Raw genomic sequence first — 25,815 nt, forward strand, 5'->3', positions numbered from 1 at the left:
GACGGCCCATTACCTTTATTTGTTTACGGGATAATAAATATCCGTTTGAATTTCATTGGGTTTTACCGTAGTAGGGTCGTTCATGTACATCTCGTAGACCGGTCCGTTAGCGGTAAGCTCGTTATCCTCTATATACTTGCTTATGGCTGCATGGGCCTCGGCATTGCCAGTTCCATAGTTTCCAAATTTGGAGAGGGTGACTACATTGCCCTTGCGTAGGTCCATTTGCCGCATCCCCTCGGCCGGGGAAAGGTCCTTGTGCAGGAATACTCCGACCATAAAGTCCGTTTCCCCCTTTTCCTCATCCCATTTGGTATAAATGGCGCCGGGAACGTAATCGCCCGGCTGTAGCCCATTCTGGGATACATAGGTTCCCGCTTTGGGCATGGATTCCTGAAAAATGGCTTTCATACCTTCAAAGTCCGCTATCTTGGAACTGTGGGCATACCCAATGAATTTTTGGGCTTCCAAGGGCTTTTTGACCACTTCTCCCAGACTCCACGAGTTCATGGCCTCAGCGTAGGCCTTCGCCTCGATTTGGGTAACACTGTCCAATCGTTCCAGCCCCCTTTCGAACATAGGCCCCATCATATTGTCATAACCGCCGCTAATGGCACCAAAAAACTTAAAGATAAAAGGGGTGTCCTCGGCACGTATGCCCCAGGTAACCTCCGTACCGTTGTCCACAGGTTTAAACTTCCAAAATCCATTGGCCTTTACGCCATCAAAATCCAATTCATTGTCCAGGGACTCATTTTGGACCGCCACGGTGGTTGTGGCACTTCCATTGCCATCCTTGCCGCTCCAACTATAGGAGGCGCCCAAACCCTTGGTCTGCTCTGGATAGGTATAGGTCATGCTGGGATCTTGCTCTGCCCAGGGCCCCCAGCTTTCCCAGTTTCTGTAATCGTCCACATTGTTGTAGACAACTTCCACCGGTGCCTGCACCGTTCTTGTTCGTGTAACCTCATAGTCGCTCGGTTGCATTGCCGCATAAATCAATAGCCCTGCGACGACCACAACTACTACCAATAACAAATACTTTAGAAATTTCATGGTTTAATGTTTTTAGGTTGTCAATAGGAGCTAATTTACAAAATTTCAATGGCAGCGTCCCTCGGAACAAAAAGCGGCTTATTTTTTAACGCGTCTTTTTTAGCTATGGAATATAATTTATCTTTACGCCATACTAGATACGTAGCCTTGCTGAATTCACTTTCCATAAAAAATTATGCGCTAATAGACCGTTTAGAGGTTTCGTTTAGCAAAGGTTTTACCGTCATAACCGGAGAGACCGGGGCAGGTAAGTCCATTCTCTTGGGTGGTCTGTCACTGGTATTGGGAAAACGGGCAGATCTGTCCTCACTTCGTAACAAGTCGCTAAAGTGCGTGGTGGAGGCCCAATTTGGGGTAGGCGCGTATGGACTTCAATCTTTTTTCGCGGAAAATGACCTGGACTATGAGGAAATGACCATTGTAAGAAGGGAAATTTCACCAAGCGGAAAATCCAGGGCTTTTATCAACGACTCCCCGGTTACCTTGAACGTTTTGGCACAGCTTGGGAATCGATTGATCGATGTACACTCCCAGCATCAAACCTTGCAACTCACGGAAACGGATTTCCAGTTAAAGGTTATCGATGCCCTTGCAGGTAATGGGGATTTGCTATCGAGCTATCGCAGCCAGCTATTGACTTATCAAAAAATCACAAAGGAACTGGAGGAAATGCGACGGTTAAGGCAGCACGCCCTAAAGGAACATGACTACAATAGCTTTTTGCTGAAAGAACTGGAGGCTGCCCCTCTGCAGCTTGGTATCCAAGAGGAGTTGGAGGCGCAATACGAGCAGTTGAGCAATGTGGAGACCATCTTGGAACAACTGTCCACGGCGCACCAGTTGTTGAACGACGAGCAACAAGGTGTTCTTAACCTCCTGTCCCAGGTAAAACAATATGCGGCCAAACTGTCGTCCTTTGGAAATCAATTCATGGATTTGAACAACAGGATACAATCGGTCTTCATAGAAACCGATGATATTGCCAGTGAGTTATGGGCGTTACATGAGCAAATGGAAGCCAATCCCGTGCTGTTGGATGAGGTAAATGCAAAATTGCAGCTCCTGTACGATCTGCAAAAAAAACACGGTGCCCTCGGTATTCCAGAATTGATCGATATCAGGGAAAACTTGGCACAAAAAGTCGGCATTGCGGACAACATCGATACCGATATACTGAAAAAAGAAGAAGAACTACAGACCGCGGAGAAGGTGCTGCAGCAAACAGCAGGCGATTTGGGAAGGCGGCGAAATAAGGTAGTTCCCCAACTGCAGGCACAGTTGGAGGAAAGTTTGATCTCCCTGGGCATCCCAAATGCCTCTTTTAGTATTGAACTGGAAACCGCATCAAGCTTTAAACACAACGGGAAGGACGAACTTTCCTTTTTGTTTTCCGCCAATAAAGGGAGTGCGTACGGCGAACTGAAAAAAGTAGCTTCCGGAGGGGAACTGTCCCGTATTATGCTGACAATAAAGTCTGTATTGGCCAAGTATGAGCACTTGCCCACCTTGATGTTCGACGAAATAGATACAGGGGTTTCGGGTGAGATCTCCAACCGGATGGGCGATATCATGAACGAAATGAGCCAGAGCATGCAGATATTCTCTATAACCCATATACCGCAGGTAGCTTCAAAAGGCGATTATCATTTTAAGGTCTACAAGGAGGATAAGGACGGCGCAACACACACCCTAATGAAAAAACTTTCGTCCGAGGAAAGGGTAGTGGAACTGGCTGAAATGTTGGGGGGAAAAACCTTATCCGATTCTGCCATGGCCCATGCCAGGGAACTACTGAATTAACTTATTTTAGATATCTTTGGGCTCTGAACCAATAGCAAGAACAAAAAACATGGCATACAATTTATTAAAAGGTAAAAAGGGAATCATATTTGGCGCTTTGGACGAAAATTCCATCGCTTGGAAGACTGCGGAACGCGTTCATGAGGAGGGTGGTACTTTTGTGTTGACCAACGCTCCCATAGCCATGCGAATGGGACAGATCAAGGAATTGGCAGCGAAGACCAAGTCAGAGATTATTCCTGCCGATGCTACCAACGAGGAGGATCTGGACAATTTGATTCAGAAGTCCATGGAACTTTTAGGTGGGAAGTTGGATTTTGTGCTGCACTCCATTGGGATGTCGGTCAACGTTCGAAAAGGCCGCGCCTATACTGATGAAAAATACGATTTTACTACCAAGGGCTGGGACGTATCGGCCCTTTCCTTTCACAAGGTAATGCAAGGTCTGTACAAGGCAGATGCCATGAACGAATGGGGCAGTATCGTGGCCCTTACCTATATGGCGGCTCAAAGAACCTTCCCGGATTACAACGATATGGCAGATAACAAAGCCTATCTGGAATCCGTAGCGCGTAGCTTCGGCTATTTTTTTGGAAAGGAAAAGAAAGTTAGGGTCAACACCATATCCCAATCACCTACACCCACCACCGCAGGCCAAGGTGTCAAAGGTTTTGATGGATTCATAAGTTATGCAGAAAAAATGTCGCCCTTGGGGAACGCTACGGCCCAAGATTGTGCGGATTATACGGTGTCCCTTTTTTCGGATCTCACCAAAAAAGTGACCATGCAAAATCTTTTTCATGACGGAGGTTTTTCCAATACTGGCGTAAGTCAGGAGGTAATCGATCAGTTTACTGAATAATGTCGTGACATAGCGTACAGAGCCATCCTCCTTGAACGGATGGCTTTTATTTTTATAGTAATACAATGGGTCTTTTCTTTTCTTTTGTCATACCGGTTTACAACAGGCCAAACGAGATTATGGAATTGCTCGAAAGTCTGTTGCGACAGACCTATGATAGGCCCTATGAGATCGTAATCGTGGAAGATGGATCCACACTTTCCTCGGAAGAGGTGGTCGCAGGGTTCAAGGACCGTCTTTCCATTACCTATTTGACAAAAAAAAATACAGGACCCGGTGATTCCAGAAACTACGGTATGAGGCACGCCAAGGGAAATTACTTTATTGTTTTGGATTCTGATTGCATTTTACCGCCCCATTACCTGACCGAGGTGGATGAATCCCTAACCCACTTCCCGGTGGACTGTTATGGAGGTCCTGATGCGGCACACCCTTCCTTTAGCAATGTTCAAAAAGCCATTAACCACACCATGACCTCTTTTTTGACTACGGGCGGAATTCGTGGCAAAAAAGCCTCGGTGAACAAGTTTCAGCCCAGAAGTTTTAATATGGGGATTTCCAAAGAGGCCTTTAAGGCAACAGGGGGATACGGGAATATACACCCGGGCGAGGATCCCGACCTAACCATTCGGATTTGGAAGGCGGGATTTGGTACTAGATTAATCCCAAATGCCTTTGTCTATCACAAGCGTAGGATCAATTGGAACAAATTTTATGTTCAAGTCAACAAATTTGGAAAGGTAAGGCCAATTCTCAATTTATGGCATCGGGGTACGGCCACATTTTCCTACTGGTTCCCCACCTTGTTTTGTTTTGGGTTTTTAGGTGCACTCACCTTCTGGATCTTTGGTCCTCAGCCCTTTAGTTCCTGGCCTATACTGGCATTTATCGGGTATTTTGGGGTCGTTTTTTTTGATGCGTTGCTGAGAAACAGAAGCTTGTCCATAGCCTTTTTGTCACTGATTGCCTTAGGCATCCAGTTTTATGGATATGGTCTCGGTTTTCTTAAGTCGACAATCTTGGTTAATTTTAGCAAAAGGAAACCGGAAGCGTTGTTTCCCGATTTATTTTTTGAGAAGGTATGATAACAAGGATTAGAAAGGGCTTGAGCAAAAGGAAGGTAAAAATATTTTTACTTTTTCTTATAAGCTCCTTCTTGGCCTGGTTTATCAGCAACCTGTCCGAGTCCTATGAGGATAGGGCTACTTTTCAATTGGAGTATATCAATGTCCCGGACAGTTTGTTTCTGACCCGAGCCTCCAAAAATGAAATCGAAGTCCAGCTAAGGGCAAACGGTTTCCAGTTTCTTTGGTTTAATTTTAGCCCCAAGCGTGTAAAAGTAAATCTTTCGGCCATGGGGAAGAGGGGCAACAAATATTTTGTGCTTCACGATAGTTATAAAAATCAGATAGAAAGACAACTATCCGGTTCCATGCGACTTTTGGACGTTGATAGGGACACACTCTTTTTTCAGTTTTTTAAGGTATATTCCAAGGAAGTTCCCGTAAAACCCGTCATAGAGCTTAATCTGGCCCAAAACCATTTGTTGGATGGCAAACTGGTGCTGGATCCCGATAAGATAACTATCACCGGACCGAAAAACGAAATTGATACGATCTTGGTGGCAAGGACCGAAGCGTTAATATTGCCGGAACTAAATTCAGATTTTTCACATACCCTCAACTTAAACAAGCCAGAGATGTTGGAGAATACGTCCTATTCGCAACGGACTATCCAAATTTCCGGAAAGGTCTCCCGCTTTTCTGAAAGGATTATCGAAGTCCCTGTGCAGGTTATTAACGTACCCGAAGGGGCCGAGATCAAAACCTTTCCCAATGTGGTGTCGCTGCTCTGTAAAGCCAAAATTGGCCAGTTGAAGGATTTGAGCGCAGCGGATTTTCAGCTTTTGGCCGACTATGAAAGGGCTGGGAACTCCAAAAAGATCTTACAATTGGTCGTGGGCCGACAACCAGAGGGCTTACACAGCGTACGTCTTTTGGAAACACAGGTAGAGTATATTTTGAAAAGGGAATGATGATTGTAGGACTTACAGGAGGGATAGGTAGTGGAAAAACCACCGTAGCCGAGATGTTTATAGAACTGGGGATCCCGGTGTACGACTCGGACTTTGAGGCCAAACGTCTGATGCAGTCTTCCAAGAAATTGAAAAAAGCCATAATAGCACTATTTGGAAAGGAGGCCTATACAGATAAAAAGTTAAACAAAACCTATATTTCCAGTCTTGTATTTAAGGACGGGAAACTCTTAAAAAAGCTGAATGCCATTGTGCATCCGGCGGTAAAAAAACATTTTAAATCTTGGGCCAAGAAGCAGAAAACGCCCTATGTTATTCAAGAAGCAGCCATCATTTTTGAGAACGCTTCCCATGAATCCTATGACCGGATTATTTTAGTGACATCCCCACAAAATATTAGAATTCAGAGAGTTATAAATAGAGATGGACATGCCGAAGAGAAGATACGCGATCGCATGCGGAACCAATGGGAAGATGCCAAGAAAGCGACCTTGGCAGATTTTGTAATTGAAAATGTGGATATTGAAAAAACAAAACTAAAGGTTCGGGAAATTCACAAGCAACTCCTCGGTTTATCGCAATAACCCATAAATTTTAACATTATTGTTAAGGTTAGGTTAAACACGCAATCCGCTATATGTTAAATTTCTAATTTTACAAAAAAATGAACAAGAGGTTATTTGTCCTTCTGGTAATACTCATGAGCCTTTCCCTAGTGGGGATTATTTTTGTTCAGGGGTATTGGATAAAACAATCAGTAGAGGATAAGAAAGAACAATTTTCCAATGCCGTATCGGAGGTCCTGAACGAGGTCACCGATAAGATTGAGGATGGTGAGAGAAATGATTATTTTGATCGGTATTTTGAGTTAAGGGATAGTATCGGAAAACCACAAAGTTCCCACTTAAGTAATTTCTTTTTTGTTGATAGGGATATTAATTCGAACGAGATACTCTTTTATTCGCATGGAATATTAGAGGAAGATTACAATATTGCATCTACGTTCTTTGACAATGGTCAGGGTTCCGATACCACTACCATTAAGAGTTATACCAGCAAGCGAACGCAGACCATATTCAAGGAAGACTTTGGTCTGGACGGTAAACAGTACAAGTTGACGCCGGTTCAAAAATTGGAAAAAATAGGAGGTCTATCGGCCTTGGAAAAGGCGCAATACGAGGATGTCTTTGGCGAGTTTGCTAAGACTGTGCCCATCCATAAAAGGATATCCAAGCAAAAGATAGAACTACTATTGAACCGTGAACTTGAAAACAGGGGATTGGACATCAATTACGAGTATGGGGTGTATAGTAAAGGCCTGCCTACAAAAGTAAAGTCCAGACGCTTTAAGTATGCGAAGACCGCACTCTACAAGGCCCCTATTTTTAAGGATAGCGAAGGGAATACGGATTTTTCCCTATTGATATCTTTCCCCAGAAAGGAAAGGTTCCTATGGCAGTCCATTTTGGGCATGGTCCTCTTGTCTACCTTGTTTACACTGGTCATTGTAGTAGCGTATTCCAGCGCCATTTATCAATTGATAAAACAGAAACAGATATCCGAGATAAAATCGGACTTTATCAATAATATGACGCATGAGTTCAAAACTCCTATTGCCACTATAAATCTGGCGGTAGAAGCCATCCGAAACCCTAAGATAATAGAGGAAAAGGATAAAGTAATTAGGTACCTTCAGATGATTCGGGACGAGAACAAGCGTATGCATGCGCAGGTAGAGAACGTATTGCGCATATCCAAATTGGAAAAGAATCAGTTGGATATCAGTAAGGATAGGGTTAATGTGCACGACATCATTAAGGATGCCGTTACCCATATAGAACTTATAGTGGGCGATAGGGGCGGATACGTAAATACACATTTGGATGCGGTAAGATCGGAAGTCTTGGCCAACGAGATGCATTTTACCAACGTAATTGTGAATATTTTGGACAATGCGGTAAAATATTCACCCGAGGCACCCAAAATAGACGTGTTTACAGAAGTTGCAAAGAATTTTATTATTGTCAGGATACAGGATCAGGGAGCAGGAATGAGCAAGGCGGTCCTAAAAAAGGTTTTTGAAAAGTTCTATCGGGAACATACTGGAGATATACATAATGTTAAAGGGCATGGTTTAGGCCTAGCCTACGTAAAAAAAATAATAGATGATCATCAAGGGGAAGTCTATGCAGAAAGTGAAAAAGGAAAAGGAAGTACTTTCTATATAAAACTACCTTTAATTTAAAATTTATGGAAACAGCGAACAAGAAGATATTATTGGTCGAAGATGACCCAAATTTTGGAATTGTGCTAAAGGATTACCTATCAATGAACGATTTTGATGTAACCTTGGCCAAGAATGGTATGGAAGGATTCGAGAAATTCAAAAAAGATAATTTTGATGTCTGCATCCTGGATGTAATGATGCCCTATAAGGACGGTTATACCCTGGCCAAGGAAATACGGGAAAAGAACGAGAACGTGCCCATAATCTTTCTAACGGCCAAAACCATGAAGGAGGATGTGCTTAAGGGATACAAATCAGGGGCAGATGACTATCTGAACAAACCTTTTGATTCGGAGGTATTGCTGATGAAACTACGCGCTATACTGCAGCGCAAGGCGTCCAATACACTGGCAGACAGCAAACAGTTCGAGTTTAATATTGGTGGTTTCCATCTTAATTCCAAGCTTCGGTTTTTGAAGTACAAGGACGAGGAGGCCATAAAACTCTCCCCCAAGGAAAATGAACTGTTAAGGCTTTTGGCCCTACACGAGAACGATTTGATGCCCAGGGAACTGGCCTTGACCAAAATTTGGAGAGACGATAATTACTTTACGTCCAGGAGTATGGATGTGTATATCGCCAAACTTCGGAAATACCTTAAGCGTGACGATACGGTAGAGATACTGAACATCCATGGGGAAGGATTTAGATTGGTCATTAAAACGGAGTAGTGGTAAAAACCTAGTGCATTACATATAGGACCGCCCTTTGGGGCGGTTTTTTGTTTTACCTCTCCGTCTTCCGACGCTCGCTGTGCTCGGCCGAAATCCACTTCCCCTAGCTTAGGGGAGGAGCCTATATGTAGTTTCACAAAGGACATATTGAATTGGAAAGGTGCCCGTATTTTAAGCCTTACGCCTTGGCAGGCAGGCAGGAAAGAAGGGAGAGGATGTTTTGCCCTTCCGGCCATCTAAACTCGCGCAAGTACTTCGGACACTATTTCCTGGGGCGATTTGCTTATGGATATGCCCGGAGCGTCTGTTGGCGGTTCCAGAATATCGAACTGGGATTGCAGGAGATCCGTAGGCATAAAATGGTCTTTTCTGTTTCGGTGCCTGGCCAAAATTTCGGCGAAACTACCTTCCAAATAAACCCATTTCGTTTGTGTTTCCATACCTTCCTTCAACAGATCTCTGTAGGACACTTTTAAAGCGGAGCAGGCTATCACCGCACCGGTAGCTGCATTTTCCCTTGCAAGCCTATTGAGGGTCCGGAGCCATCCGGCACGGTCTTGGTCGTTCAAAGGCTCTCCGGCGCTCATCTTCGCAATATTGGTTTCGGGATGGTAATCGTCCCCATCATAAAAAGGGATCGACAGCGTTTTGGCAAGTAATTTGCCGATGGTCGACTTTCCACAGCCGGAAACTCCCATCACAAAAAAAATATAGGCACCGCTATTATTCATATCCTTCCAGTTTTAAGCGCGTTTCCACCTGTGAAATGATCGCTTTTATGTCGGCATCATAATCTACCCAAATTGTGTCTTCATTTTTTTTAAACCAGGTAAGTTGCCGTTTGGCAAATCTACGGCTGTTCTTCTTTATTTCGGAAACGGCAAATTCTAAATCGCATTGCCCCTCAAAATAACTAAAAAGTTCTTTATATCCCACAGTTTGCAATGCATTCAGTCCTTTGTGTTTTTCCAAGGAACGAGCTTCCTCCAAAAGTCCGTTGGCCATCATTTGGTCTACCCTTTGATCGATCCTGGTATAGACCACCACCCGGTCTGCCCGGATACCCAGGGTGATGGCCCTAAAGGGCCGCTGCTCTTTCTTGGCACCCAAAAAGGAGGAGTAGGGTTTTCCTGTACCCATACAGACCTCGAGAGCACGTATGAGCCTATGGGGATTTTCCCGGTCTATTTTTTTATAGTGTTCCGGGTCTAATTCCTGCAGCCTTGATTGCAGGGGCCCAAGGCCGTATTCACTGAGGACGTTGTTCAGTTCGTTTCGGATATTGGGGTCAATATTGGGAAAAACATCCAGCCCTTTGTTCACGGCATCTACATATAGCCCACTGCCGCCCACCAGGATGACGGTACGATGTTTGGCAAAAAGAACATCCAAAAGAGCCAGGGCATCGCGTTCAAAATCACCCACGGAATAAGGGTCCAGAATACTTTTGTGCTGTATGAAATGGTGTTTTACGCGGTGTAGGTCCGATACCGAAGGCACGGCGGTACCAATGGACATTTCTTTGTAAAACTGTCTGGAATCGGCCGAAACGATCTCGGTACCCCAATGTTCCGCCAACCGAATGGCCAAGTTGGTCTTACCAATTCCCGTAGGGCCCACGATACTGATCAGTGTCTTCCCGGCCATCAATCCTCTCCTAGGTTATGCCCGCATTTTCTGCAGTAATGGGCATCGGCACGCAGGATCTCGGTACCGCAGTCGGTACATGATCTTCCTATATCTTCCTTGGGGAGCTTTTTTTTCGAGGAGGCGTATTCGGCCGATACAATACCTGTTGGAACGGCGATGACACCATATCCGATGATCATAATGACCGTAGCAATAATCTGCCCCAATGCCGTTTCGGGCGAAATATCTCCATACCCCACTGTGGTGAGCGTTACAATGGTCCAATACACGCTGTGGGGAATGCTATTAAAACCGTGCTCGGGGCCTTCTATCAAATACATGGTAGTGCCCAGCAAGACTGAAATGATCACAAGAAAAAACACAAAGACCATAATCTTGGTCCTACTGGCACTCAATGCCCTAATAAGGTTGTTGGATTCGCCTACAAAGCGGACCAGTTTGAGAATTCTAAAGACCCGTAACAATCGCAAAGCCCTAAAGGCCGTCAAATATTGGGAGCCAACGAGGAAAAAGGACAGGTATTTCGGAACCGTTGAAAGAAAATCAACGATACCGAAGAAACTAAAGATATATTTACTGGGTTTTTTTATGCATACGATCCGCAGGATGTACTCTATGGAGAAAAGAATGGTCACCACCCATTCCGAAATATCCAAAAAACGATGATATTTTATATCAAATCGAGGCAGGCTTTCCAGCATCACTATAATGACACTATAGACGATTACTATAAGTAGGATGATGTCAAAAAGCCTTCCGGCCGGGGTATGTGTGCCATAGATAACCTCGTGGATCTTGGTTTTCCAACTTTTATGTGGCTTTTCTTCCTTCAAAATTTAATGATCCAGGTCCAAAATTTTCAACACTTTCCGTTTTCTAAGATAGGATTCTATGATATGTGTGGTGTTGATATTGCCCTTCATGGGCGTTATTATGGATTCTAAGATATGAATATTATTTATTTGGTGGTTTAAATTGTAAAATCCCAAGCCTTTGAACATCCCATTTTGAATCAGTATGGCACTGTGTTCCCCTACCTCCCGACCTTTGTCGATCAATACGGAGTTTTTTTGCGAAAGGCTGTATTTTTCAATGGCCTGTTCCACCCGGTGGTTGTACCATGTAACCTCTGTATGCTGCAGGCAGTCCTCAGCATTGGTTTTTACACAGCTACAACGGGCATCGGGGATTGCATTTAATTTATCGCAAAGTTGAAATTCATCGTTTATTTTAGATAATAGGTTCACTGCCCCCTCAAGGCTGGCAAAGGTGGTTATCCTACCCGAGGTACCATTTAGCCTGTCTGGCCTTAGCGTAAAATACCCTTTCGTGCTTACACTTTTATAAAGGGCGTGTGAAAATAATTGTTGTTGGTAATTCAAGTTGTATTTGGGCCTGTTCCGGCCCAATTCTTCCTGTTCTTTCAGGATGGCGATCAATTCGTTCCCGGTACGCTCAAAGGTCACCTTTTTGGTTTCCTTCTGTATTTTTCTTGCCGTTTCCCCGCTTCTGGTAAAATGTTGGTTCACCCTTTTTTTTAGGTTTTTGCTTTTGCCCAAAAAAATGATTTCCCCTTCTTTATTGTACATGTAGTACAGGCCTGTCTCGGATGGCAATTGCTCTACGATATCCAGTTGCCTGGGTGAAAGTTCGCCAAGCGACTCTTCGCGTATGATGCCCTTCATGATCGATTTGTCCAGATCTTTATTGAGCAGCAGTTTAAACAGTTGAAGTGTTGCCAGCGCATCACCATTGGCCCTATGCCGATCGCTTACCGGAATGCCAAGGGACCGGACCAATTTTCCCAAACTGTATGAATCCGCTTCGGGGAGCAGATTTTTGGAAAGATCCACGGTACACAGGGTTTTTCGTTCAAAATTAAAGCCCAATCTTCGGAATTCCGTCCGCAGTATCCGATAATCAAATTGCGCATTATGTGCAACCAATACGGTATCCTCGGTAATTTCTACGATACGTTTGGCCACCTCATGAAATTTAGGTGCCGTACGCAGCATTTTATTGTTGATTCCGGTAAGATTTGCTACAAAGGGCTGAATTTCCTTTTCCGGGTTTACCAGGCTTATGAAGGTATCCACCACTTTATGGCCATCAAATTTATGGATGGCAATTTCCGTGATACCTTCCTCGTTGTACTTTCCACCGGTGGTTTCTATATCCAATATGGCATACATGGCCTCGTGTATGTTGAATCTGTTCAAAGGTAGTTTCTTGCGCCAAAGATACTACTTCCTATCCGGACCATAGTGCTTCCCTCAGCAATTGCCAACTTGTAATCGCCGCTCATTCCCATAGAAAGGACGGATAATTCTGGAATCTTTTTTTGGACGGTCCCAAAAATCGCTTTCAAATACCTGAACTCTTTTTGTACCTGCCCTACATCCGATGTAAAGGTGGCCATCCCCATGAGTCCAACAATCCTAACATGTTCTAGCTCCGTCAGGTCCTCGGAATGGAGCAACTCCTCCAGCTCACTCTCGCTAAGTCCAAATTTGGTCTCTTCCTCCGCTATATGGATCTGCAATAAGCAATCAATAACCCTCTGGTGTTTCCGGGCCTGTTTGTCTATTTCCTTTAGTAATTTTAGACTGTCCACGCCGTGGATCATGGCAACATAAGCGGCCATATATTTCACTTTGTTACGTTGCACATGCCCGATCATATGCCATATGATATCCTTGGGAAGGGCCTCCCATTTCGCAGTCATTTCCTGAATCTTGTTTTCCCCAAAAACCCTTTGGCCAGCCTCATATGCTTCCAAAATAGTCGCTATTGGTTTGGTTTTGGATACCGCTACGAGCACCACATTTTCGGGAAGGGCATGTCTTATTTGGTCTAAATTTTCTTTAATGGACATATCTTGTTCATTTCAAACTTTGTAGATTAAGGGTGCGGTAATCGAAGGGGCTTTGTTCAAAATTCATAAATAGTGATGCCGCTTCTCAATTTGGGCTCAATATAAGTGCTCTTTGGGGGCATCACAAGGCCCTCGTCCGCGATTGCCTTTATTTCCTCTATCGTAACGGGTACCAGGCTGAATCCAACAGCGAATTTCCCTTGATCGATTTCGTCCTTCATCCGGATTACATTGTATTTCCCATAACCGTATTGGATTCGTTTGTCGTTTCTAAGGTCTTTGATGCCCAAAATAGGCTCCAAGATGGTCTTAAACAAGATTTGGGTGTCCAGTTCACTCAAGGAATCATCAAAGGTGTAGATTTTTTTACGCAGATAGAGCGAATAGAATTCGCCATCCAAATACATACTAAAATGATGTTTTTTAAGGGGCTTATAGAGCAGATTTCCCCTGTTCTCGATTCTGAAAAAAGCGTCTACCTGAATTAGAAACTCCTCTTTGGAAAGTCCGTTAAGATCCTTAACCATTCTATTGAACTCATATATTTTGATTTCGGATTCGGGAATCAAATAGCTCATGAAGAAATTATAGGGCTCCTTACCTGTATGATTCGGATTTTGTCGCTTGGAATTTTGTGCAAAAAGATAGGAAGAGGCACTTCGGTGATGGCCATCGGCAATATATATAGAATCGATGTTGCCGAATTCTACCTGCAGCTTTTGGATTGTTTTTTTGTCCGAGACCACCCATAATTTGTGTGTTACCTTATCGGTTGTAGTAAAATAGTACTCCGGATCTTGCCGGGTTTCCTTTTGGATGATTTCGGCAATACTTTCTTTGTCGGGGTAGGTAATCAACACGGGTTCCGCATTAAAACCTACAGTATCCAGGTAATCGGCAAAAAGCGTTTCCCGTTTTTGCAGGGTGTTTTCATGTTTTTTGATGACATCATTTTCATAATCTACCGTGCTGGTGGCACAAAAAAGGCCGCAGCAACTGGCAGCCCCCTTTTCCACTTTGTATACATAGAAGCTATCCTTGGCATCCTTCATCAGGACATTGTCCTCAAGGAACTCCAGATAACGGTTGTGGACCAGTGTAAAGCGTTCCTGTCCCTTTACTCTTTTATCGAACTTAAAGCCGGGGTTAATGATATGTAGAAAGGAGAAGGGGTTATAGCGCAGGGTGGCTTCCAGCTCTTTTTTTGGATATTCTTCATAGGAACGGGAGGCTACCGACGCCACTTTGTCCTTGGTAGGCCTAATGGCCTTGAACGGTTTTATGATTGCCATGCCACTTAGTTGAATTGGGCCGCTACCTTTTCCGCTTTTCGGGAGGCGGAATAATCATAGAAACCTTCCCCGGACTTAACCCCTAACTTCCCGGCCGCTACCATATTGACCAATAGGGGGCAGGGAGCGTATTTGGGATTCTTGAAACCATCGTACATCACATGGAGAATGGAGAGACATACATCCAGTCCAATGAAATCTGCCAGTTGCAAGGGGCCCATGGGATGGGCCATGCCCAATTTCATTACGGTGTCTATTTCATTGACCCCCGCCACGCCGTGAAACAGGGTTTCTATTGCCTCATTGATCATGGGCATCAATATCCTATTGGCTACGAAACCGGGATAATCATTTACCTCCGTCGGTGTTTTTCCCAATGCCTTGGACAGCTCCATAATCTTTTGCGTCACCTCGTCGGATGTGCTGTAACCCCTGATGATTTCTACCAATTGCATCACTGGCACCGGATTCATAAAATGCATCCCGATAACCTTGTCCGGACGCTGGGTGACAGCACCTATTTGCGTGATGGAAATAGACGAGGTATTGGAGGCCAGGACAACATGTGCTTCGCAGAGTGCATCGAGCTCGCGAAAGATATGGAGTTTGGTCTCTATATTTTCTGTGGCCGCTTCCACCACGAGGTCCACATTGGTTACTCCTTCGGCCAATTGCGTATACGGGTCAATATTGGCCAATGTGGCCTTCTTATCGGCCTCGGTAATGCGCTCCTTGGAGATCATACGGTCCAAATTCTTGGCAATGGTGGTTACACCTTTATCCAAAAAAGCCTTGGAGACATCTATAAGATTAACCTTATAGCCTTTTTGTGCAAAAACATGGGCTATACCATTTCCCATGGTTCCGGCCCCAATAACTGCAATGGTATTCATTCTTGGTTCTTTTTAAAGGATTCGATAATCTGTAGGGCCACTTTTAAGGCCTTAGCCCCCTGTTCTAGGCTTACCACGGGGACTGTATTGTTTTGTATGGCATCGGCAAAGGTCTCCAATTCATCCAAAATTGCATTATTGGTCTTGATAGCCGGATTCTCAAAATAAATCTGTTTTTTTTCACCCTCGGCATTCTGTAAGATCATATCAAAATCCCCTGGATTTTCCGGGGCGTCCTTCATTTTCACCACCTCTACCTTCTTCTCCAGAAAATCTACAGAAATATAGGCATCCCTTTGAAAGAACCTTGATTTACGCATATTTTTCAGGGAAATTCTACTGGCCGTGAGATTGGCCACACACCCATTTTCGAATTCGATCCTGGCATTGGCAATGTCGGGCGATTTGCTGATTACGGAAACCCCACTGGCATTGATCTGTTTTACTTCCGAGTTCACTACACTTAAAATGGCATCAATATCGTGGATCATAAGGTCTAGCACCACAGGAACGTCCGTACCCCTAGGGTTGAACTCGGCAAGGCGATGCGTCTCTATGAACATGGGTTCCTGGATCTTCTCCTTTACGGCCGTGAACGACGGGTTAAATCGTTCTACGTGGCCTACCTGTCCTTTAACCCTGTATTCTTTTTCCAGCTTTAGCAGGGTTTCCGCCTCTTCAATCGTGTTGGTGACTGGTTTTTCGATAAAGACATGTTTGCCTTTTTCCATGGCCTTTCTGGCACAATCAAAATGGGAGAGGGTCGGGGTAACAATATCCACTACGTCTACTGCATCGATCAGTGTATTGATATTATCGAAATAGCGGTATCCAAACTCGTCGGCTACTTTTTTGCCGTTTATGGCATCGGGATCATAAAAACCGACCAAGGTATATTTTTTGGATTCGTTGAGCAAGCGCAGATGAATTTTGCCTAAATGGCCCGCTCCGAGGACTCCTGCTTTTAGCATACATTTTGTTTTTTCAAAAGTAAGGAGATTAATTGTAAAATAGGGTAATGTATTCTTTCGATATTATATCAATTTTCATTTTTTCATTCTGATTTCTTTACCTTCGTAACACCAAAACCAAACCCTTGAAGGATACGTTAAAACATAGTGGAATGCGCAACAAATTGGCCGATACCTTATTGGCTAAAGGAATAACTGACAAAACGGTATTGGATGCCATACGCACAGTTCCCAGGCATTTATTTTTGGACAGTGGTTTTGAAGATCACGCCTATCAGGACAAGGCGTTTCCCATAGGAGCGGAACAGACTATTTCCCAGCCTTACACGGTGGCCTTTCAAACCGCCCTTCTTGAGCTCAAACCCAGGGATAAGGTCCTGGAAATAGGTACGGGAAGTGGGTATCAGACCGCAGTATTATTACATCTGAAGACCAAGGTCTATACAATAGAGCGACAGTTGGAACTTTTCAAAAAAACCAACATTTTTTTCAAAAAAATGGGCTATAGGCCCAAGAAGGTGATCTTTGGGGATGGTTACAAGGGTTTGCCCGAGGAAGCTCCCTATGATGCCATTGTGGTGACCGCTGGAGCTCCCAAAGTACCGAAAGCCCTTATGGCCCAATTGAAGATAGGCGGAAGACTGGTCATTCCTATAGGTGTGGAAGAGCAAATAATGACACGTTATTTGCGGAAATCAGAGAAGGAATTTGAAAAGACAACCTATGGATCTTTCCGCTTTGTACCGCTTTTGGAGGACAAGAACTAGTTGTAACAGGACTTAGGTTAGTGGAAGGGCGTTTTAGTTGTTGAAATTTTTCTTGATACGGTCCAGGTTCCTTTTGTTATCTCGGTCCTTTATCGTTTCCCGCTTGTCGTATAGCTTTTTACCCCGGACCAAGGCAATTTTGACCTTCGCAAAACCTCGGTCATTTATAAAAAGGTTTAGTGGAACTATGGTAAGTCCGGCATTTCTGACTTCTTTTTCCAATTTTTTGAGTTCCACCTTGTTCAACAGTAATTTACGCTCGGCCTTGGGCTTATGATTATAATGCGTACCATGGCTGTACTCGTCAATTTGCATATTGATTACGAAAAGCTCACCGCGTTCATTGAATTCGCAAAAACTTTCGGATATGGAGGCCTTACTGGATCGTACGGACTTTATTTCCGTCCCGGAAAGCACAATGCCTGCGACATAGGTATCCAGTAGCTCATACTCAAATTTGGCCTTTTTATTCTTTATGTTGACGTTTTGCTGCATAGGAGGGACAAAAATAGGAACAATTATGGGATAATCAATTGGTGAAAAATAGATTAATTATGGCCATCTTTGTGGGAAGAAACACAGATGAAGATGATGACAAAAAAATTGATAAACCCAGTATTTGTTTTTGCCCTGACACTTTGCACGCTCTCCTGCAAGGAGCAAACGGCTACGCTACCCTCTGCACAACAGATTGTGGACAAGGCCATAGCCGTGAGCGGGGGTGACCTGCACAGGACCAGCAATGTCTCTTTCACCTTTCGGGATAGGACGTATACCTATAGACTACAGGATGGCAAGAAGGTGTTGACCCGTGTTACCCTTACAGATTCTACACGTATCGAGGATATCAAGACCAATACTGGATTTCAGCGTTTCGTAAACGACGCGGAAGTGCAGGTCAGTGATTCCATGGCTGGCAGGTATTCCAATTCCGTGAATTCGGTACACTATTTTGCCAAGCTGCCCTACGGCCTAAACGATGTGGCCGTGAACAAGGAGTTTCTGGGTGAGGTTACGATCAACGAACAGGAGTACTATAAAATAAAGGTCACTTTTGATGAAGTAGGCGGAGGGGACGACTTTGATGATGTTTATGTATACTGGTTCAACAAGGCGACCTTTAAACCCGATTATTTGGCTTATGTGTTCCATGTGGATGGGGGTGGTCTGCGATTTAGAAGGGCCTATAACGAAAGGTACATCCAGGGCATACGCTTTGTGGATTACGAAAATTATAAAGCGGCGGACAAGAACAGTCCTATTTTATCCATGGACAGCCTCTATGTAAAAGGGGAATTGGAGCTATTATCTAAAATAGAACTGGACAGCATTTTGGTCAGTTCTTGACCCAATCTATTTTGAGCCGGATGTCCGTTGTGCTATTGCCAGTAATCTGCACAATGAACATACTGCTGTTATCGGTATCGTCCATCCCATCGTATTTTTCTTCTCCGATCATTTTATTTACAAAATCGGGCGTCGTATTGCTATGGCCTACCACCAAAACATTTTTGCCCAAATTGGCCGCCTTAAATGCTTCCAAATCAACATTACGGGGATCGTAATATTGTACCGTGATATCTTGTTTGACGGCAGCTGGGGCGGCTGTCATCGAAGTTCTTTCGTAGTCGGTGGTATAGATTGCGTCCAAGGCAACATGGTCTAGCACTTCTGCCCACTTCATGGCACGGCCCAGGCCATCCTGCGTCAGTTCCGGATCAATGTTTTCCGGGTCGCTCCGGTCTTTTTCGGCATGCCTAATAAAGTAGAAAGTGGAAGTAAGCGCGTCTACGGGTTCTGCTGGTAGTTTCTGCTCTTCCTTACAGGCCAGGAATAGGGTACAAAGTAAGAATAGCACGACAGGTTTGGCAACTTTCATCATGGGTTTGGATTGTTTTATGTCGATAATATTGTAATATCTAACTAATATAAGCAGAAAATAGTATCTAATAGTTTTGTTTTTTGTTATTTTAGGTATGCGTGGGGCGTACTGTTTTTTTTTGGGCTTGCTATGGATTTCCTTTATTTGGGGACAGGATACTGCGCTGCCCACAGACTTACGCCAGCATAACCTGACCCAATTCAATTCCAACTTGTTCCACCCGGCATTTTCCTTGGAGCAAAATGACCCTAGGTCATTGGCGCTTTGGACCCGATGGCAATGGCAGACCATTGACGCGGACCCCAGCACCTTGTTTCTAAGCTATACCGGGCGTTTGGATGCCCAATCGGTCTACGGCCTTGGATATTTGCAACATAATACGGGAACATTTCTCCACATAGGAGGGCTTTTTAACTATGCTTATACCTTTGCTTTGGGGCGTTCCACCCAACTAGCGGTAGGGACCAACATCTATGCGTTTAAGCGGGAATTGGCCAATGATGATCTCTTGCAAAATCCAAATCCGCAGGGACCATCACTCGAAACGGTAGATAATTTTATCGCACAAGCGGCACTAGGGGTCCGTGTTACCGTGGACAGGTTCAGTGCGGGCATCGCTTCCGAAAATTTGTTCGATTTTAATTTTTCCAACAAGCAGCGGGAAACCCAACCCTCGGACAAAATGTACCTAGGTTTTGTAAACTACGACTTTCCACTGGATCCCGGGACTCCCGACAGTGCTTTTTTACGGCCATTGATATATGTAAAGACCCCTTCTGAGGGGGATACCCAATACGGTCTCACTACCTTGTTCTCGGCCTCGAAGTTTTGGGTACAGGGAGGGTACAATAGTTACTATGGGGTTTCCGGGGGCCTTGGCGGCAAGTTCTTTAAAAAATGGTCTATCGGTGCATTGGTCGAATTTGGGGTGGATACCGAGCTCGAGGACCGGGATCCTACCCTGGAAATTGTCACCGCCTTTGATTTTGGACCCGGGGACCTTCGTAAGAATGTGGTTGGCTTCGAGGAGGAAGAGCAACTGGTATTGATTGAAGAAAAGGAGGAGCTGCCGCAGGAAAAGAACAAGGACTCCCTGGCCGCTGTTGAAAAAGCAAAGGCCCGGGCCCTGGCACAACGTCTGGCCGAACAGCGGAAATTGGATTCCATTAAACAGCGAAGGGCAGCGGAAGCGGCGAGGGAATTACTGGAACAGAAAAGATTGGATTCCTTAAATACGCTTAAATTGGCTGAAGCCGCTGCGGCAAGAAAAAAAGCCGTACAGGACAGTTTGGCCCAACTTCAGAAGGCAGCACCACCGAAAACAAAGGAGCGTTATGAGGAGGTGAAGTCCGAAGACGGATTGGAAGCTGGCTATTATGTGATCGCCAATGTCTTTGGTACCAAAAAATACTTCGATGCCTTTATGGAGACGCTTAGGAAGCGGGGCATGCGCCCTCAGTCCTTTTACCGAAGTCTAAACGGTTACAATTACGTGTATCTGGGAAGGTATAACACGCGCGAGGAAGCACAACAGGCCAGGGATTCCAATTTTGACGGGAACTATTCGGATGAGACCTGGATCTTCAGGGTGCTGGGGGACTAGTTTATTTGGTTATTTCTTTTTTGATGAGTTGGTCCAGGTAGGCCACCGTATTCAGTAGGTATTTCCGATCTCTGGTCAAGGAAGCCATGGAGACCGCACCCTGTAGCATGGTATACAATTGTTTTGCGAATTGCAGAGGGGTAACCGGAAACTTCAGTTCTCCATTGTTCACCCCGTTCTCCAGTACCAAAGCTATCTTACCTTCTATAGTCTTGGCCGTTTCCTTGGCGGCAGCGGCCAGCAAACTATTGTTATGCTGGGCATCCAAACCTACGTTGAGCACTGGACAGCCGCCCATTTCATAGGTAAACTCATCGTAATGGCGATAAAAATCGGTAAGGGAGAAAAGTTTGTCCAAGGCCGTTCCAGGGATATCGAGCTTTTGGTCGATTTCGTTGAGCAACAATTTGCGGTTATGTTCAAAAGCCTTTAACGCCAGGGCCTCCTTGTTTTCAAAATTCCCGTAAAGGGCCCCTTTGGTCAGTCCGGTAGCCTCGGTCAAATCACTCATGCTGGTGCCCACATATCCGTGTTTATTAAAAATAGGAGCTACTGTTTCAATGATGTAGGCTGTGGTGCGTTCGGCTTTGGTAGACATACTCCCGGTTTTTAGTACGAATATAAAAAAACTATATACTGTATGGTATATATTTTTAAATAAAAAAGACAGCCCGGTGAAATACCATTCCCCGAGATGTCTTTTTTGGTTTTTGCAGCCGCTTATTGGACCATTTCGTTCTGGTTTCTGAAGACCAGTTCATCGTCAAAAGAATCGAGCAGGATAATGCTGTCCGCCTTTATGGTTCCGCTGAGCAGCGTCTTTGATAGACTGTTCAACACTTCTTTTTGCATGACCCTTTTAATGGGTCGCGCTCCGTATTGCGGATCATACCCCTTCTTGGCCAGATAGGCAATGGCTTCTTCGGTAGCATCCAATGTAATGTGCTGCTTGGATACCATTTTTTTCAATTGATCCAATTGCAGCGCTACGATTTTGGTGATGTCTTCCATGCTCAAAGGGGTGAACATAATAATATCATCAATTCTGTTCAGAAATTCGGGGCGCATGCTTTTTCGCAAAAGCCCCAGTACCTCGATTTTTGCCATTTCGGCGGCGCTGTCGATATCGCGTGCAGCTTCAAATTTCTCCTGTATGATATGGCTGCCCATATTACTGGTCATAATAATGATGGTGTTTTTGAAATCCGCTATCCTACCCTTGTTATCAGTAAGCCTTCCTTCGTCCAGAACCTGTAGGAGTACATTGAAGGTGTCCGGATGCGCCTTTTCAATTTCATCTAACAGGACCACGGAATAAGGCCTTCTACGCACGGCCTCCGTAAGCTGTCCGCCCTCATCATATCCTACATACCCAGGAGGTGCGCCTACCAGCCTGCTTACGGCATGTCTTTCCTGGTATTCGCTCATATCGATTCTTGTTATGGCATTTTCATCATCGAACAAATAAGCTGCCAAGGTCTTTGCAAGTTCTGTTTTACCCACTCCGGTCGTCCCTAAAAAAAGGAAGGATCCAATGGGACGCTTGGTGTCCTGAAGACCCGCCCTACTTCTTCGTATGGCATCTGATACCGCATTGATGGCTTCTTCCTGGCCAACTACCCTTTTGTGCAATACCTGCTCCAGGCCCAGTAATTTTTCCCGTTCACTTTGCAACATTTTGGTTACCGGGATTCCCGTCCATTTGGCAACCACCTCTGCAATATCCTCGTTGGTGACCTCTTCCTTGATCAAGGTTTCGGATTCTTGTTGGGCCTGCAGTTCCTCCTGCAATTCCTCGAGCTTTTCTTGGGACTCCTTAATCTTGCCATAGCGGATTTCTGCGACCTTTCCGTAATCCCCATTGCGTTCTGCCCGTTCGGCTTCAAGCTTATAGTTCTCAATATCCTGCTTTGTCCTTTGTATCTCGTCTACCACTGTTTTTTCGCTCTCCCATTTTGCAAAAATTTCATTGCGTTCCTCTTTTAAATTGGCAAGATCAACGTTCAAGACCTTTAGCTTGGTAGTGTCGTTCTCTCGTTTGATTGCCTCGATCTCAATTTCCAACTGCATTATTTTTCGGTCAAGAACATCCAGTTCCTCGGGTTTGGAATTGATTTCCATACGGAGTTTTGAGGCGGCCTCGTCCATAAGGTCAATGGCCTTATCCGGCAAAAATCTATTGGTAATATACCGTTGTGACAATTCCACAGCGGCAATGACAGCCTCATCCTTGATGCGGACCTTGTGATGGGCCTCGTATTTTTCCTTAATACCGCGCAATATGGAGATGGCACTGTCCGTATCGGGCTCGGCCACCATTACTTTTTGAAACCGGCGCTCCAACGCCTTGTCCTTTTCAAAGTATTTTTGGTACTCGTCAAGGGTGGTGGCACCAATGGCACGTAATTCGCCCCTTGCCAGAGCGGGTTTAAGTATGTTGGCCGCATCCATGGCCCCTTGTCCGCCCCCTGCGCCCACCAGAGTGTGTATTTCATCAATAAAAAGCACAATATTGCCATCAGAAGTGGTAACCTCCTTAATGACCGCTTTTAGGCGCTCTTCAAACTCACCTTTGTATTTGGCACCAGCGATCAAGGCACCCATGTCCAATGAATAAAGTGTTTTGTCCTTTAGATTTTCGGGGATATCCCCCTGTACGATTCTATGGGCCAAACCTTCCGCTATGGCCGTTTTGCCCACCCCGGGCTCACCAACCAACATAGGGTTGTTCTTGGTTCTTCGCGATAAGATCTGGAGTACACGGCGAATCTCTTCATCACGACCGATGACGGGATCCAAATTGCCGCTATCGGCCAGTTCATTCAGGTTCCTGGCATATTTGCTCAAGGCGTTATAGGTGTCCTCGGCACTTTGGGAATGCACCTTACCGCCCTTGCGAAGCTCTCCAATGGCTGCTTGTAGGTCTTTTTCCGTGGCACCCTGATCCTTAAGAATCTGGGCAATTTTGCTCTTCGATTTAAAAATAGCCAATAGCAGATGCTCAATGGAAACATATTCGTCCTGCATCTTTTTTGCTATGTTGCTGGCTTCGGTCAGGGTTTTGCCCGATTCCCTGGAGAGCAAAAGCTCTCCACCATCTACCTTGGGATAGCTCTCCAATTCCTTCTCCAATACCTGATGAAGCAACGGAATATTAACGTTCAACTTTTTGAGTATGAACGGCAGTACGTTTTCATCCACCTCGGAAATGGCCTTGAAAATATGCTCATTTTCGATTTGTTGATGCCCCAAACCCTGCGCAATTTGCTGCGCCTGTTGTATGGCCTCCTGAGATTTTATAGTAAAATTATTAAGGTTCATATGTCTGTTTTTTTCTAGTGCAATGCTTACTTTTGATAGGGTAGGAGCAACAACCCTACCAACACGATTTAACCGACAAAATGTCGGATAAACTCAATAAAAATAGGACATTTAGGCAGTATGTAAGCATATATATTTTATGCGACTTACTTGTAAAGCAAACGTATGGGATTATTTAAAACCTTATTGGGAAAGGGAAACGACAAACCGAAAAAAGAGGAAAAAGTACTTCCCTGGATTCCTTTGACCTCCCTGGAACAATTGGATGAAATTGAAAAAAGGTCGGCCGTCAAGACCCAGTTTATTTTTAAGCATTCGACAAGCTGTGGGATAAGCAGCATGGTGATAAAGATGTTCTCCGATAGGTATTCCTTTTCGCAGGAGGAGGCAGACCTGTACTATTTGGACCTGCATAAGTATAGGGAAGTGTCCAATGAAACGGGGTACAAGTTTCAGGTAATGCACCAATCGCCCCAATTACTGATTATCCGCAACGGAAGTACGGTGGCCCATGAATCGCATGGGGCCATTATGGAGGTAGATTTGGGAAAACATATATAAAAAAGCCCCGACAGTTGCGTCGGGGCTTTTTTTAGTTGAATTTGTGTCTGGTGATGATTCCCTTGAGGCGGTTTTTTAAATCCTCGCCTGCGTCATAGACCATTTGTTCGTTGGTAGGGAAGGGTACGGCACCTAATTTCAGCAGGGCCACCAAATCATTGTCCAAGGCCCGCTTGTCCCCATTATAATTGGCGTATATGTGTTCAAAAACAAACTCACTCGCCAAGGGATAGGAATTTAGTTGCTGCTTGCTGTGCAAGTCCGTAAAGCTTACATTACCCACCACCTGAGCAGATTTAAACTGGGTGAACTGATAAAAATCACAACGCACCGTTTTAAACTTGTCTATCTTGATTTTGTTTCCCAGGCTGTCCTTTACCACATTGCCATTGGAATCCAATGCATATCTGTAACCATCCTTGATCTGCTTCTCCTTAACAATCTGTTTTTCGTTCACCTGTTCTGGTGAGATAAGGATATCCCTAAAGGCCACCTGCATTTCATAATCGTATTTAACGGTGCTCAGGGGCGTGGTATGGTACTCTGTCCAGAGGTCGTTAAGATCATAGGCGTTGAAGTTCAATAATTCCTCCTCCAGTCTGCTGGGGACAATCTGTTCGGTGTCATTGATCATCTTTACCTTCACATAATCCAGACCTTTTGCATAAGCTTCTTCCATTCTTTTTTTGGTATCCTCAAAACCTGGGTTGATTTCGTTTAGATAACCAAAATCGGCATAGGCCTTTCTAAAGTCCTGTTTGCTGGATGCGTTTTTCACGAGATCCGAAGCATTGTCATACAGATATTCGGAAAGCTGGTCCTTGGCGTCCAGGAGGTCGTCCTCATAGTTGTTGAAGGAAAATTGGGCATCCCTGTTTTCCTCGTACACCCTTAGGGGCAAAAGGGGCTTTATCCTTTCTTGTATGCTTCTGAGTTGTACAAAACTTCTGTAAATGGCCTCATAATGCGCCGGATTTTCATCCTTTTCCAAAAAGCTGATCTGCTGCAGTTCACGTTCGGTGTGCTTGGCAAAGGCCTCTTCGAGCAAGAGGATATAGGGCTGATTGTTTTTTCGGGTCTTGTTGTCCGACAAGTTTTTCATGGCCTTGTTCATCGCGGCAACGTAATTGCCGGTATTTAAGGCCTCTTGGGTTTTCTTTACCCCGCCACAGGAGATAAAAATCACCAATGCTGTACAAAGAAGTAATGCTTTTTTCATGATGTTTTACTTAAGGGTTTTGAGGCACAGGTTTCAATAGCTATGCCAAATTTGCCTTTTTACATAA

At 44.7% G+C, this 25,815-nt stretch carries 25 protein-coding genes; 11 read left to right on the plus strand and 14 right to left on the minus strand.

What is annotated here, in order from left to right; genetic code table 11:
- Positions 1-15 precede the first annotated feature (15 nt).
- A complete protein-coding gene (locus tag ACRD67_RS06440) occupies positions 16-1,056 on the minus strand; it encodes an SRPBCC family protein (protein WP_430966235.1) in 1,041 nt (346 codons plus the stop codon).
- Between the two features lie 105 nt (positions 1,057-1,161).
- Between ACRD67_RS06440 and recN the strand changes: the two genes are divergently transcribed.
- The 7 genes from recN (at position 1,162) to ACRD67_RS06475 (ending at position 8,711) form a co-directional block, all read left to right on the plus strand.
- Positions 1,162-2,856 (plus strand): DNA repair protein RecN, encoded by a 1,695-nt coding sequence (recN, locus tag ACRD67_RS06445; RefSeq protein WP_430966236.1) that lies wholly within the window; start codon positions 1,162-1,164, stop codon positions 2,854-2,856.
- A gap of 49 nt (positions 2,857-2,905) precedes the next feature.
- A complete protein-coding gene (locus ACRD67_RS06450) occupies positions 2,906-3,718 on the plus strand; it encodes an enoyl-ACP reductase FabI (protein WP_430966237.1) in 813 nt (270 codons plus the stop codon).
- A 65-nt stretch (positions 3,719-3,783) separates the two neighbouring features.
- Positions 3,784-4,803, plus strand: a complete 1,020-nt coding sequence (locus ACRD67_RS06455) for a glycosyltransferase family 2 protein (protein WP_430966238.1) — start codon at positions 3,784-3,786, stop codon at positions 4,801-4,803.
- Positions 4,800-5,753 (plus strand): CdaR family protein, encoded by a 954-nt coding sequence (locus ACRD67_RS06460; protein WP_430966239.1) that lies wholly within the window; start codon positions 4,800-4,802, stop codon positions 5,751-5,753. The genes ACRD67_RS06455 and ACRD67_RS06460 overlap by 4 nt, the downstream gene beginning before the upstream one ends.
- Complete coding sequence (gene coaE / locus ACRD67_RS06465; RefSeq protein WP_430966240.1) at positions 5,750-6,337, plus strand: dephospho-CoA kinase; 588 nt, start codon at positions 5,750-5,752, stop codon at positions 6,335-6,337. Before ACRD67_RS06460 ends, coaE begins: the two co-directional genes overlap by 4 nt.
- Before the next feature lie 80 nt (positions 6,338-6,417).
- Positions 6,418-7,998 carry a sensor histidine kinase gene (locus ACRD67_RS06470; protein ID WP_430966241.1) on the plus strand — a complete coding sequence of 527 codons (1,581 nt, stop codon included), beginning with the start codon at positions 6,418-6,420 and terminating at the stop codon, positions 7,996-7,998.
- Positions 7,999-8,003: 5 nt separating this feature from the next.
- Positions 8,004-8,711, plus strand: a complete 708-nt coding sequence (locus ACRD67_RS06475) for a response regulator transcription factor (RefSeq protein WP_430966242.1) — start codon at positions 8,004-8,006, stop codon at positions 8,709-8,711.
- A gap of 239 nt (positions 8,712-8,950) precedes the next feature.
- Here ACRD67_RS06475 and ACRD67_RS06480 read toward each other — a convergent pair whose 3' ends face one another.
- From ACRD67_RS06480 to ACRD67_RS06515, 8 genes are read right to left on the minus strand one after another with little or no spacing between them, the layout of a single operon-like run.
- On the minus strand, positions 8,951-9,445 hold the full coding sequence (locus ACRD67_RS06480; RefSeq protein WP_430966243.1) for a gluconokinase: 495 nt from the start codon (positions 9,443-9,445) through the stop codon (positions 8,951-8,953).
- Entirely contained in the window at positions 9,438-10,361 is a 924-nt protein-coding gene (gene miaA / locus ACRD67_RS06485) for a tRNA (adenosine(37)-N6)-dimethylallyltransferase MiaA (RefSeq protein WP_430966244.1), read from the minus strand. The genes ACRD67_RS06480 and miaA overlap by 8 nt, the downstream gene beginning before the upstream one ends.
- On the minus strand, positions 10,361-11,197 hold the full coding sequence (locus ACRD67_RS06490; protein WP_430966245.1) for an ion transporter: 837 nt from the start codon (positions 11,195-11,197) through the stop codon (positions 10,361-10,363). The genes miaA and ACRD67_RS06490 overlap by 1 nt, the downstream gene beginning before the upstream one ends.
- Positions 11,198-11,200: 3 nt before the next feature.
- Positions 11,201-12,556 carry an exonuclease domain-containing protein gene (locus tag ACRD67_RS06495; RefSeq protein ID WP_430967151.1) on the minus strand — a complete coding sequence of 452 codons (1,356 nt, stop codon included), beginning with the start codon at positions 12,554-12,556 and terminating at the stop codon, positions 11,201-11,203.
- 23 nt (positions 12,557-12,579) lie between these two features.
- Positions 12,580-13,239, minus strand: a complete 660-nt coding sequence (locus ACRD67_RS06500) for a YggS family pyridoxal phosphate-dependent enzyme (protein WP_430966246.1) — start codon at positions 13,237-13,239, stop codon at positions 12,580-12,582.
- Between the two features lie 56 nt (positions 13,240-13,295).
- Positions 13,296-14,531 carry a DUF1015 domain-containing protein gene (locus tag ACRD67_RS06505; protein WP_430966247.1) on the minus strand — a complete coding sequence of 412 codons (1,236 nt, stop codon included), beginning with the start codon at positions 14,529-14,531 and terminating at the stop codon, positions 13,296-13,298.
- Positions 14,532-14,536: 5 nt separating this feature from the next.
- A complete protein-coding gene (locus ACRD67_RS06510; RefSeq protein WP_430966248.1) occupies positions 14,537-15,424 on the minus strand; it encodes a 3-hydroxybutyryl-CoA dehydrogenase in 888 nt (295 codons plus the stop codon).
- Entirely contained in the window at positions 15,421-16,395 is a 975-nt protein-coding gene (locus tag ACRD67_RS06515) for a Gfo/Idh/MocA family protein (RefSeq protein ID WP_430966249.1), read from the minus strand. Before ACRD67_RS06515 ends, ACRD67_RS06510 begins: the two co-directional genes overlap by 4 nt.
- 125 nt (positions 16,396-16,520) lie before the next feature.
- Here ACRD67_RS06515 and ACRD67_RS06520 point away from each other — a divergent pair, with 125 nt between their 5' ends.
- On the plus strand, positions 16,521-17,162 hold the full coding sequence (locus ACRD67_RS06520; protein WP_430966250.1) for a protein-L-isoaspartate(D-aspartate) O-methyltransferase: 642 nt from the start codon (positions 16,521-16,523) through the stop codon (positions 17,160-17,162).
- 33 nt (positions 17,163-17,195) lie between these two features.
- Here ACRD67_RS06520 and smpB read toward each other — a convergent pair whose 3' ends face one another.
- Entirely contained in the window at positions 17,196-17,657 is a 462-nt protein-coding gene (gene smpB / locus ACRD67_RS06525) for an SsrA-binding protein SmpB (RefSeq protein ID WP_430966251.1), read from the minus strand.
- A 93-nt stretch (positions 17,658-17,750) separates the two neighbouring features.
- Here smpB and ACRD67_RS06530 point away from each other — a divergent pair, with 93 nt between their 5' ends.
- Positions 17,751-18,509, plus strand: coding sequence for a DUF6503 family protein (locus ACRD67_RS06530; RefSeq protein WP_430966252.1), 759 nt, complete (start codon positions 17,751-17,753; stop codon positions 18,507-18,509).
- On the opposite strand, the gene ACRD67_RS06535 is transcribed toward ACRD67_RS06530, so the two are convergent.
- Positions 18,499-19,044 (minus strand): SixA phosphatase family protein, encoded by a 546-nt coding sequence (locus tag ACRD67_RS06535; RefSeq protein WP_430966253.1) that lies wholly within the window; start codon positions 19,042-19,044, stop codon positions 18,499-18,501. The genes ACRD67_RS06530 and ACRD67_RS06535 overlap by 11 nt on opposite strands.
- Before the next feature lie 118 nt (positions 19,045-19,162).
- Here ACRD67_RS06535 and ACRD67_RS06540 point away from each other — a divergent pair, with 118 nt between their 5' ends.
- Positions 19,163-20,647: a PorP/SprF family type IX secretion system membrane protein gene (locus tag ACRD67_RS06540; RefSeq protein ID WP_430966254.1), complete on the plus strand. Its 1,485-nt coding sequence runs from the start codon at positions 19,163-19,165 to the stop codon at positions 20,645-20,647.
- Between the two features lies 1 nt (position 20,648).
- On the opposite strand, the gene ACRD67_RS06545 is transcribed toward ACRD67_RS06540, so the two are convergent.
- A complete protein-coding gene (locus tag ACRD67_RS06545) occupies positions 20,649-21,245 on the minus strand; it encodes a TetR/AcrR family transcriptional regulator (RefSeq protein ID WP_430966255.1) in 597 nt (198 codons plus the stop codon).
- 122 nt (positions 21,246-21,367) lie between these two features.
- Positions 21,368-23,968 carry an ATP-dependent chaperone ClpB gene (gene clpB, locus ACRD67_RS06550; protein ID WP_430966256.1) on the minus strand — a complete coding sequence of 867 codons (2,601 nt, stop codon included), beginning with the start codon at positions 23,966-23,968 and terminating at the stop codon, positions 21,368-21,370.
- Positions 23,969-24,133: 165 nt separating this feature from the next.
- On the opposite strand from clpB, the gene ytxJ reads away from it, so the two are divergent.
- Positions 24,134-24,529 (plus strand): bacillithiol system redox-active protein YtxJ, encoded by a 396-nt coding sequence (ytxJ, locus tag ACRD67_RS06555; RefSeq protein ID WP_430966257.1) that lies wholly within the window; start codon positions 24,134-24,136, stop codon positions 24,527-24,529.
- 31 nt (positions 24,530-24,560) lie between these two features.
- Here the strand turns inward: ytxJ and ACRD67_RS06560 are convergent, their stop codons facing one another.
- A complete protein-coding gene (locus ACRD67_RS06560) occupies positions 24,561-25,748 on the minus strand; it encodes a hypothetical protein (RefSeq protein ID WP_430966258.1) in 1,188 nt (395 codons plus the stop codon).
- Positions 25,749-25,815: the final 67 nt, after the last annotated feature.

This window comes from Eudoraea algarum, assembly GCF_050589645.1.
Classification (GTDB): Bacteria; Bacteroidota; Bacteroidia; order Flavobacteriales; family Flavobacteriaceae; genus JBNGOQ01.